Source organism: Methylobacterium isbiliense (assembly GCF_022179325.1).
In the GTDB taxonomy this organism is placed as follows: Bacteria; Pseudomonadota; Alphaproteobacteria; order Rhizobiales; family Beijerinckiaceae; genus Methylobacterium; species Methylobacterium isbiliense.
The window spans coordinates 1-8,198 of record NZ_BPQQ01000120.1; the positions used below are offsets into that span (position 1 = coordinate 1).

At 71.8% G+C, this 8,198-nt stretch carries 10 protein-coding genes; 7 read left to right on the forward strand and 3 right to left on the reverse strand.

Annotated features, from left to right (window positions below):
- The coding region (locus MFF61_RS32245) for a hypothetical protein (RefSeq protein ID WP_238241770.1) at positions 1–420 on the reverse strand (420 nt) is incomplete at its 3' end.
- A 403-nt stretch (positions 421–823) separates the two neighbouring features.
- On the opposite strand from MFF61_RS32245, the gene MFF61_RS32250 reads away from it, so the two are divergent.
- The 5 genes from MFF61_RS32250 to MFF61_RS32270 all read left to right on the forward strand — a co-directional run bounded on the left by MFF61_RS32250 (position 824) and on the right by MFF61_RS32270 (position 4,720).
- The gene (locus tag MFF61_RS32250; protein WP_238241772.1) at positions 824–1,510 is read left to right on the forward strand and encodes a phage tail protein; all 687 of its coding nucleotides are present in this window, start codon (positions 824–826) and stop codon (positions 1,508–1,510) included.
- Between the two features lie 395 nt (positions 1,511–1,905).
- Positions 1,906–2,589, forward strand: coding sequence for a phage tail protein (locus MFF61_RS32255; protein WP_238241774.1), 684 nt, complete (start codon positions 1,906–1,908; stop codon positions 2,587–2,589).
- On the forward strand, positions 2,586–2,912 hold the full coding sequence (locus MFF61_RS32260) for a DUF6916 family protein (protein ID WP_238241775.1): 327 nt from the start codon (positions 2,586–2,588) through the stop codon (positions 2,910–2,912). Before MFF61_RS32255 ends, MFF61_RS32260 begins: the two co-directional genes overlap by 4 nt.
- 63 nt (positions 2,913–2,975) lie before the next feature.
- The gene (locus tag MFF61_RS32265; RefSeq protein WP_238241776.1) at positions 2,976–3,554 is read left to right on the forward strand and encodes a GNAT family N-acetyltransferase; all 579 of its coding nucleotides are present in this window, start codon (positions 2,976–2,978) and stop codon (positions 3,552–3,554) included.
- A complete protein-coding gene (locus MFF61_RS32270) occupies positions 3,554–4,720 on the forward strand; it encodes a glycosyltransferase (RefSeq protein ID WP_238241777.1) in 1,167 nt (388 codons plus the stop codon). Before MFF61_RS32265 ends, MFF61_RS32270 begins: the two co-directional genes overlap by 1 nt.
- A 25-nt stretch (positions 4,721–4,745) precedes the next feature.
- On the opposite strand, the gene MFF61_RS32275 is transcribed toward MFF61_RS32270, so the two are convergent.
- Positions 4,746–5,492: an FkbM family methyltransferase gene (locus tag MFF61_RS32275; RefSeq protein WP_238241778.1), complete on the reverse strand. Its 747-nt coding sequence runs from the start codon at positions 5,490–5,492 to the stop codon at positions 4,746–4,748.
- Between the two features lie 147 nt (positions 5,493–5,639).
- Here MFF61_RS32275 and mtoX point away from each other — a divergent pair, with 147 nt between their 5' ends.
- Both mtoX and MFF61_RS32285 read left to right on the forward strand, forming a co-directional pair.
- Positions 5,640–6,962, forward strand: a complete 1,323-nt coding sequence (gene mtoX, locus MFF61_RS32280) for a methanethiol oxidase (protein ID WP_283206062.1) — start codon at positions 5,640–5,642, stop codon at positions 6,960–6,962.
- Between the two features lie 8 nt (positions 6,963–6,970).
- Entirely contained in the window at positions 6,971–7,663 is a 693-nt protein-coding gene (locus MFF61_RS32285) for an SCO family protein (protein WP_238241781.1), read from the forward strand.
- 75 nt (positions 7,664–7,738) lie between these two features.
- On the opposite strand, the gene MFF61_RS32290 is transcribed toward MFF61_RS32285, so the two are convergent.
- A partial coding sequence (locus tag MFF61_RS32290) for a UDP binding domain-containing protein (RefSeq protein ID WP_283206063.1) occupies positions 7,739–8,198 on the reverse strand: 460 nt, incomplete at its 5' end.

Below are 8,198 nucleotides of genomic sequence, written 5' to 3' on the forward strand. Positions count from 1 at the left end.
CGCCCCTGTGGCTCCGGTGGCTCCGGTGGCCCCCGTCGGTCCGGTGGCACCGGTGGCGCCCAGCCCCGTCGCGCCGGTGGCGCCGGTGGCGCCCGTCGCACCAGTCGCCCCCGTAGCCCCCGTCGGTCCCGTCGCGCCGTCGATGGTCAGAGACGTGACCTCCAAGGTCGATCCGTTGGCGCCCGTCGTCGGCCCCCCACCAACGGTATCCGTGACGCTCGTGCCGTCGAAGTAGAATGCCCTGTATGTCGACGTAAGGGCGGCCGTATCAAGCGTGAACTGATAGGCAAATGTGCCAACTGGCGATGGACCTGGATCGGATCCGGCCGCATTACCTAAATAAACGTTGTTGGCATCGTAGAAATATGCAACACCAACATTGTTGTTGTTGCCTCTGAACGTCAAGACTGTCTGGGCCATGGGGCGGGCGACCTCGTTTCGAAAAGACCTTAGGAAAAAAACCTTGGCCGCCTCGAATCGCCGCAAGGGGAGGCGGTGTCCCCGGCATGGGTCTCTTAAGCAGACCGGAAATGCAGATTCAAAGTGGAATCGACTCTTCTGCCGATTACCGATTGCACATCACGGGAAGGCGTGGCATTTCCGCATCGGCGCCGACACCCGGGCGCTCTTCCGAAGCAGGCTGCACATGGCGACAGGCCGGGTCCGAACGGGGCGGCGCGACGGCGCGGCCTGCCGCTCCCTCGGGGCGCCCGAATCGGACCCACCACCCCGGCCTGCCCGGACCTGACACCGCAACCCCGCCACCGAACCAGATCGTCGCGCGACGCCGGGGCCTCGCGCCAACCCTCAGGAGTGATTTGCCATGGATCCCATGATCGGGATGGTCTACATCGTCGGCTTCAACTGGGCGCCGCTCTACTTCTCGATCTGCCAGGGGCAGATCCTGCAGGTCAGCCAGAACGCGGCGCTGTTCAGCCTGCTCGGCACCACCTACGGCGGCAACGGCCAGACGACGTTCGCGCTGCCGAACCTGCAGGGGCGGGTGCCGCTCGGCTACGGGCGGGCGCAGACCAACACCACCTACCCGATCGGCACCGTGGTGGGCGCCGAATCGACCACCCTCACCCAGGCGAACATGCCGACCCACACCCACGGCGCCGCCTTCACCCCGACCACCGGCCCGCAATCCGTCACCATCCCGGCCACCACCGGCAACCTGCAGGTCGGCGTCGCCGTCAATGCGACGAGCAACGCCGCTGCCAACGGGGCGCCGTCGACCGCGAACAACATGCTGTCGACGGTCGCCCCTGTCGGACCGCGGATCTACGGCCCCACGGCCACCACCAACCTCGTGCCGCTCGGCGGGGTCTCGGCCAGCGTCACCGGCACCGCCTCCACGGCGGCCAACACCGTGAACATCCAGACGGTCACCGGGGGCAACGTGGCGGTGTCGCCGGCGGGCGGCTCGGCCGCGTTCAACAACCTGCAGCCCTCGCTCGCCCTCAACTTCATCATCGCGCTGCAGGGCATCTACCCGTCGCGGCCGTGAGCGTGCGGCACCCGTGGCGGCGGACGCCACGGGTGCTCCGGCGGCGCGCTGCGCCCGATGCGTCGGGAGGGTCCTCGCGGCGGTCGGCCCGCAGCCGGCCGCCGCCGGGGCATGCGGCCCGGCGGCGCGCAACGGGCGCCGATCCAGGCCGTCGTCTTCCCTAGAGACATTGAAGTGTAGAGACGCGAAGGGATGCGTCGTGCGCCGGCCGATGGGCGAAGAGCGGCCGACGATGCTTCGATCCGCCGCCTCGTCGCATTTTTCGGAACCCATCATCCCGTCCCGCGCTGGCGTTCCGTACGCCGTCCTGCTAGACGAGATCCGGCCGTGAGTCGCCCATGACGTTCGCACGTCTCACCGGCAGGCGGTCGACGAAGACATCGGGGAGAATCGCGATGTATCCAATGCTTGGAACGATCTTCATCGTTCCGTTCGGCTGGGCGCCGACGGGTTATCTGATCTGCCGCGGTCAGCTGGTCTCCACGACGCAATTCTCGGGACTGTTCAGCCTGATCGGAACCCTGTACGGCGGCAACGGACAGACGGAGTTCGGCCTCCCGAACCTGTACGGGCGGGTTCCCCTCGGCTTCGGCGCCGAGGCGGGCGACGCGTATCCCCTGGCTTCGGCGGCGGGCGCCACCACGGCGACGCTCGGGATCGACAACCTGCCGTCCCACAGCCACGACGCGAGCTTCACCCCCACCACCGGCACGGAATCCGTCACCATCCCGGCCACCACCGGAGACCTGCAGGTCGGCGTCGCCGTCGACGCGACGAGCAACGCCGCGGCCAATGCCACGCCGTCGACCGCGAACAACATGCTGTCGACGCTCTTCCCCGCTACATCACGGATCTACGGCCCCACGGCCACCACCAACCTCGTGCCGCTCGGCGGGGTCTCGGCCAGCGTCACCGGCACCGCCTCCACGGCGGCCAGAACCCTGGACATCCCGACGGTCACCGGGGGCAGCGTGGCGGTATCGCCGACCGGCGGCTCGGCCCCGTTCAGCATCCTTCCGCCCTCGCTCGCCCTCAACTTCATCATCGCGATGCAGGGCGTCTATCCGGAGCGGCCATGAGCCGCCCGCTCGACACGCTCTCGGCCGACCTGTTCACCCCCCTGGTCGGGCCGGGCTTCGCGCTGCGCGGGGCCGACGGCACCGCCCTGCCGGTGTCGCTGGTGCGCTGCGACGAGCATCCCCGCGCCACCATGCCGGGCCATGCGCGCACCGCGTTCAGCCTGGACTTCACCTGCCCCGCCGCGGACGTGCCGCCCTTCACCGGCGGCACCTTCCTGCTGTGGCACGAGGCGCTGGGGGAGATCGGGCCGCTCTACGTCGAGCGCATCCTGCCGGCCGGCTACGCGCCCGGCCTCGCGGTGTTCCAGATCGTCTTCGCCTGAGCGGCACAACGGCCGCCGCCGGGAGGGCGTACCGCCCTCCCCGGCCCGCACCGGGATCCCCCCATGGCTTCGCTCGCCGGCTCCATCCCCCTCGCCGCAGGTCTGGGCCTGCGCCTCGCCGCCCCGGCGGACGAGCCCTTCCTGCTGCAATTGTTCAGGGAGTCGCGGCCCTGGCTCGCCTGGGCGGAGGGCGGCCGGGACTTCGTGCACGCGCTCTACGAGCAGCAGTACCGGACCCTGCGGGCGGGGCTGGAGGCGCATTACCCGGAGCACCTGGATTTCGTGATCGAGCGCACCGGGCAGGCGGCCGGCCGGCTGATCGTCGATCTCGGCTACGCCGACTGGCGCCTGTCCGAACTCCAGGTGCTGGCGGCGGCCCGCGGCCGGGGCATCGGCTCGGACGTGGTGCGCAGCCTCCAGGCCGCGGCCGGCTCCCGGCGCCTGCCGATCACCCTCGCAACCCCGATGCTGGGCGCCACCGGCAAGGGCGTGTACGAGCGGCTGGGCTTCCGGGTCACGGCCGTGCGCCCGCCGCACTACGAGATGGCGTGGCATCCCCCCGGCCTGCCCGGCCCGGGCGCCGCCGCGGCGCCCGGCGGGGCGCGCATGCCGCTCCTCCACGCGGCCGATCGGACCGACTGATGGGCTACCGGTTCCATGTGCTGGGCGTCCCGCACACGATCTCGACGGCCGCCTACTCGGCCTGCGCCTTCACGCAGAAGGTGGTGAAGCTGTGCCGGCTCCTGACCGAGCGCGGCCACACCGTGATCCATTACGGCCACGCCGCGTCCGATCCGGTCTGCACCGAGCACGTCACGGTGACGACGGACGACGACCTGTTCCGCTCCTACGGCGCGCACGACTGGCGCCGGCAGGGCTTCCCGCGCTACGCCTTCGACGATCCGGTCTACACGGCGTTCTTCGCGCAGACGATCGCGGCGATCGGGGCGCGCAAGCGGCCGGGCGATTTCCTGCTCTGCACCTTCGGGGCGAACCACAAGCCGGTCGCCGACATGCACGGCGACCTGATCGTGTGCGAGCCCGGCATCGGCTATCCGGGCGGCGGCTTCGCGCCCTTCCGGGTGTTCGAATCCTACGCCATCCTCCACGTCTATCTCGGCATGGCGGCGGTGCGGGAGATGAACAACGGCATGTGGTACGATGTCGTGATCCCGAACTATTACGATCTGGCGGAATTCGAGGTCAGCCCGGAGCCGGAGGATTATTTTCTGTTCCTCGGGCGGATCGGCGCCGGCAAGGGCGTCAACATCGCGCTGCAGACCGTCGAGGCGATCGGTGGGCGCCTGATCGTGGCGGGCCAGGGCCAGCTCGCGCCCCAGCAGACGCTCACCGACCGGCCGCTCGCCGATTACGTCGAGGTCGTCGGCCTCGTCGGCCCGGAGGAGCGCAAGCGCCTGCTGTCGCGCGCCAGGGCCACGCTCACCCCCTCCGTCTTCGTCGAGCCGTTCTGCGGGGTGCACGTCGAGTCGATGCTGTCGGGCACCCCGGTGATCACCAGCGACGTCGGCGCCTTCGCCGAGTACAACATCCACGGCACCACCGGCTTCCGCTGCCGCACCTTCGAGCATTTCACCTGGGCGGCGCGCAACATCGGCACCATCGACCGCGCGGCCTGCCGGCGCTGGGCGGCGCGCAACTTCTCGCTGGAGCGGGTCGGCGCGATGTACGACGAATACTTCTACTCGGTCCGCAACGTCTATGGCGGCAAGGGCTGGTACGAGCCCAATCCGGGCCGCACCGACCTCGACTGGCTGAAGAAGTATCCGCCCGGGGAGGGCGAGGCCTGAGCGGGGCTGCGGCCGCCCGCGCGCCTCAAGCCCCCAGCACCGCGTAGACATCCCCCGAATTCGCCGCGTGCGGCAGGCGGGCGAGGATCGCCGCCATCTCGTCCGCCGTGGCGAGGCGCCCGAGCCGCAGGCTCTGGCTCTCGCCGAGCGCGAGGTCGAAGCCGTAGGGGCCGAGCGCGGCCAGCCGCTCCAGGCAGCGCAGGCCGACCTCGCGCGCGATGGTGGTGACCTCGAAGGACAGGGCCGGGAGCGGGGTGGAGAGGCCCGCCAGCACCCGGTCCTCGAAGCCTTCCACGTCGATCTTGGCGAAGGCCGGGGGGCCGTGGCGGGCGATGAGCGCGTCGAGCGTGGTGGCCGGGCAGCGCACGCGCGCGTCCCAGACCTGCCCCTCCCAGCCGGGCGCGCCCGCGGCGGCGGCGATGAAGGCCGCGGAGGCGGTCGAGACCGTCGGGTTGGCGTGGTTGAGGGAGAGCCACACCTCCCCCTCCGCCGCGCCCGCCGCCGCCTCCACCAGCGTCACGCCGGGGTCGCGGGAAAAGAGCAGGCGCAGCGCGCGGGCGGGGCCGGCCTGCGGCTCCAGGGCGACCACCCGGGCGCCGAGCCGCCGGAAGGCCGCGATCCGGTCGCCCACATGCGCGCCCACGTCGAAGACGAGGTCGCCCTCGCGCACGAAGCGGCGGTAGAGCGCGTCCATCGCCGCCCGCGGGGCCGCGGGCCCGTGATAGAGGCGGAGCGAGCGCCCCACCGCCGCCGCTGTGCCCTTCGGTCTCATCGCGCCCCGCGCCCTCCGCCACGGGCCGTCACATGCGCCGGGAGCGGCCCCGCTGTCGAGCCCGGGCGGTTGACAGACCCCCGGATCGGGCGAAGCATGACGGCGGGCGGCCGGGCATCGGCCGCCGCCAGCGGCGAGGAGGTGTCGATGACACGGGTCCGCTCGCGTCCGTCCGGCCGGATCGCCCGGCTCCGCCGGGCCTGCACCGCCCTGCTGCTCGCGGCGGGACCGGCACTCGCCGACGAGACCTGCCAGTCGCCCTACATGGTCAGGATCACCGGGGTCGAGGACTTCGTCTACGTCTGGACGCTCGGCGTCGAGGGCCTGGGCGACGGCTCGGACAAGCTCGTCACGGTCGACGTGCGCGAGGGCTCCCCGACCTTCGGCCGGCCGATCCACGCCGCCCCGGTGGGCGGGCGGCACGAGGCCCATCACGGCGGCTTCACGGACGACCGGCGCCAGTTCTGGGCGGCGGGGCTGTCGGACAGCCGGATCTTCATCTTCGACGTCGCCACCGACCCGGCCAAGCCGCGCCTCGTGCGGGTCATCGACGACTTCGTCGAGAAGAGCGGCGGCGCGGCCGGCCCGCACGGCGCCTATGCGCTGCCGGGGCGCATGCTGATCCCGAGCCTGTCGAACAAGGACGGGACGGGCAAGGCCGCCCTCGTCGAGTATTCCAACGGCGGCGACTACATCGCCACGCATTGGCTGCCGACCGCCGAGGCGCCGAACGGCGCGGCGAACGCCGCGGTCGCCGACGGCTACGGCTACGACGCGCGCGTGCTGCCGCGCCGCAACGTGATGCTGACCTCGTCCTTCACGGGCCTCGACAACTACATGCGCCCGCTGCCGGAGCTGATGAAGGATGCCGAGGCGATGAAGCGCTTCGGCCAGACCATGGTGGTGTGGGACTTCCACGCCCGCCAGCCCAGGACCGTGCTGCACGTGCCGGGCGTGCCGCTGGAGATCCGCTGGGCCTGGGGGCCGCAGCACAGCTACGCCTTCACCTCGACCGCGCTCACGAGCCAGATCTGGCTCGTGCACGAGGAGGCGGGCGGCGCGTGGCGCGCCAAGCCCGTGGCCGACATCGGCGATCCGGCGGCGCTGCCGGTGCCGGTCGACATCAGCCTCTCGGCCGATGATTCGACGCTGTTCGTCGACACCTTCATGGACGGCACCACGCGCGTCTTCGACGTGTCCGATCCGCACCGGCCGAAGCAGATCTACGAGAAGAAGATCGGCGCCCAGCTCAACATGGTCTCGCAGAGCTGGGACGGGAGGCGGATCTACTACACCTCCTCGCTGCTGGCGAACTGGGACAAGACCGGTGCCGAGAACGAGCAGTTCCTCAAGGCCTACGCCTGGGACCGCAAGGAGCTGACACCGCGCTTTTCGATCGACTTCACGGCCGAGCGGCTCGGACGCCCGCACATGATGGCGTTCGGGGCGCGGTCGCTCTACGCGAACTGAGGCCCGGGATGCGGCCGGCGGCGCTCCTCCTCCTCGCCGCGGCGCTCGCGCCGGGCGCCCCGGCCCGCGGCCACGAGGGGCACCGGCCCGCCACCGGCCGGGACACGGCGGCTCCTGCGGCCGCCGCGTTCCCGCTTCCCGCCCCCGGCACCTACCGCCTGCCGCCGATCCGGCCGGCGGCGGGCGGCGCCGTGCTCGACGAGGCCGGGCGGCGGCTCGACCTGCTCGGCGACGCGCTGCGCGGCCGCGTGAGCGTGCTCGCCCTGATCTACACCCGCTGCGGCGACGTCTGCCCGCTCGCCAATGCCGACATGGCCCGCCTGCAGGATCTCGCCGCCCGGGATCCGGGCCTGTCGGGCCGGATGCGGCTCGTCACCCTCAGCGTCGATCCCGAGCACGACACGCCGGAGGTGATGCGCGCCTTCGCGGCGACGTGGCGCTCGCCCGATCCGGCCGCACCGGCCTGGCGCTTCCTGACCGCGCCCGACCGGGCGGCGCTCGCGCCGGTCCTCGCGGCCTACGACCAGCGCGTCGACGCCAGGCCCGAGGCAGCCGGCGGGGGGCTCAGCCATCTCTTCCGCGCCTTTCTGATCGACCGCGACGGGCGCATCCGCAACATCTACAGCCTCGACTTCTTCGACCCGGCGCTCGTCCTCACCGACGTGCGCACCCTGCTCATCGAGGAGGCGCGCGGGCGCTGAGGCAGCGGAGCTGAGGCTCCGCATCCTTCGGCGATGCCGAGTTCCGCGTCACGCAGCGATCGAGCGGCGATCGCATCAGGCCTCCACGGCCTCGACGGCGCGCAGGCCGTGATGCGCGCCGCCCTGCAGGAAGCGGCTGAACAGGCAGGAATCCTGGGCTTGCGCCGCGCTCCGGCCGGGGCGTCCGGCCCGGCAGCACGGCTGCCCGACGCCCGCATAGGCGAAGCCGTGGCGCCGCACGTCCTCGGGCCGGTAGACGTTGCGCAGGTCCACCAGCACCGGCGCGGCCATCAGCCCGCGCAGCCGCCCCAGATCCAGCGCCCGGAACGCGTCCCACTCCGTCACCAGAACCAGCGCCTGCGCGCCCGCCGCGCACGCATACGCGTCCGCCGCGTACTCGACCCCGCTCAGCAGCCCCCGCGCCTGCTCCATGCCCTCGGGATCGTACGCCACCACCCGCGCGCCCGCATCCTGCAGCCCCGCGATGATCGCCAGCGAGGGCGCCTCGCGCATGTCGTCGGTGTTGGGCTTGAAC

What these genes read in the sequence shown, in the direction of transcription:
- MFF61_RS32250 (WP_238241772.1), top strand. Translation starts at nt 824, where the DNA reads ATGGATCCCATGATCGGGATGGTCTACATCGTCGGCTTCAACTGGGCG.
- MFF61_RS32255 (WP_238241774.1), top strand. Translation starts at nt 1,906, where the DNA reads ATGTATCCAATGCTTGGAACGATCTTCATCGTTCCGTTCGGCTGGGCG.
- MFF61_RS32260 (WP_238241775.1), top strand. Translation starts at nt 2,586, where the DNA reads ATGAGCCGCCCGCTCGACACGCTCTCGGCCGACCTGTTCACCCCCCTG.
- MFF61_RS32265 (WP_238241776.1), top strand. Translation starts at nt 2,976, where the DNA reads ATGGCTTCGCTCGCCGGCTCCATCCCCCTCGCCGCAGGTCTGGGCCTG.
- MFF61_RS32270 (WP_238241777.1), top strand. Translation starts at nt 3,554, where the DNA reads ATGGGCTACCGGTTCCATGTGCTGGGCGTCCCGCACACGATCTCGACG.
- MFF61_RS32275 (WP_238241778.1), bottom strand. Translation starts at nt 5,492, where the DNA reads ATGAGACCGAAGGGCACAGCGGCGGCGGTGGGGCGCTCGCTCCGCCTC.
- mtoX (WP_283206062.1), top strand. Translation starts at nt 5,640, where the DNA reads ATGACACGGGTCCGCTCGCGTCCGTCCGGCCGGATCGCCCGGCTCCGC.
- MFF61_RS32285 (WP_238241781.1), top strand. Translation starts at nt 6,971, where the DNA reads ATGCGGCCGGCGGCGCTCCTCCTCCTCGCCGCGGCGCTCGCGCCGGGC.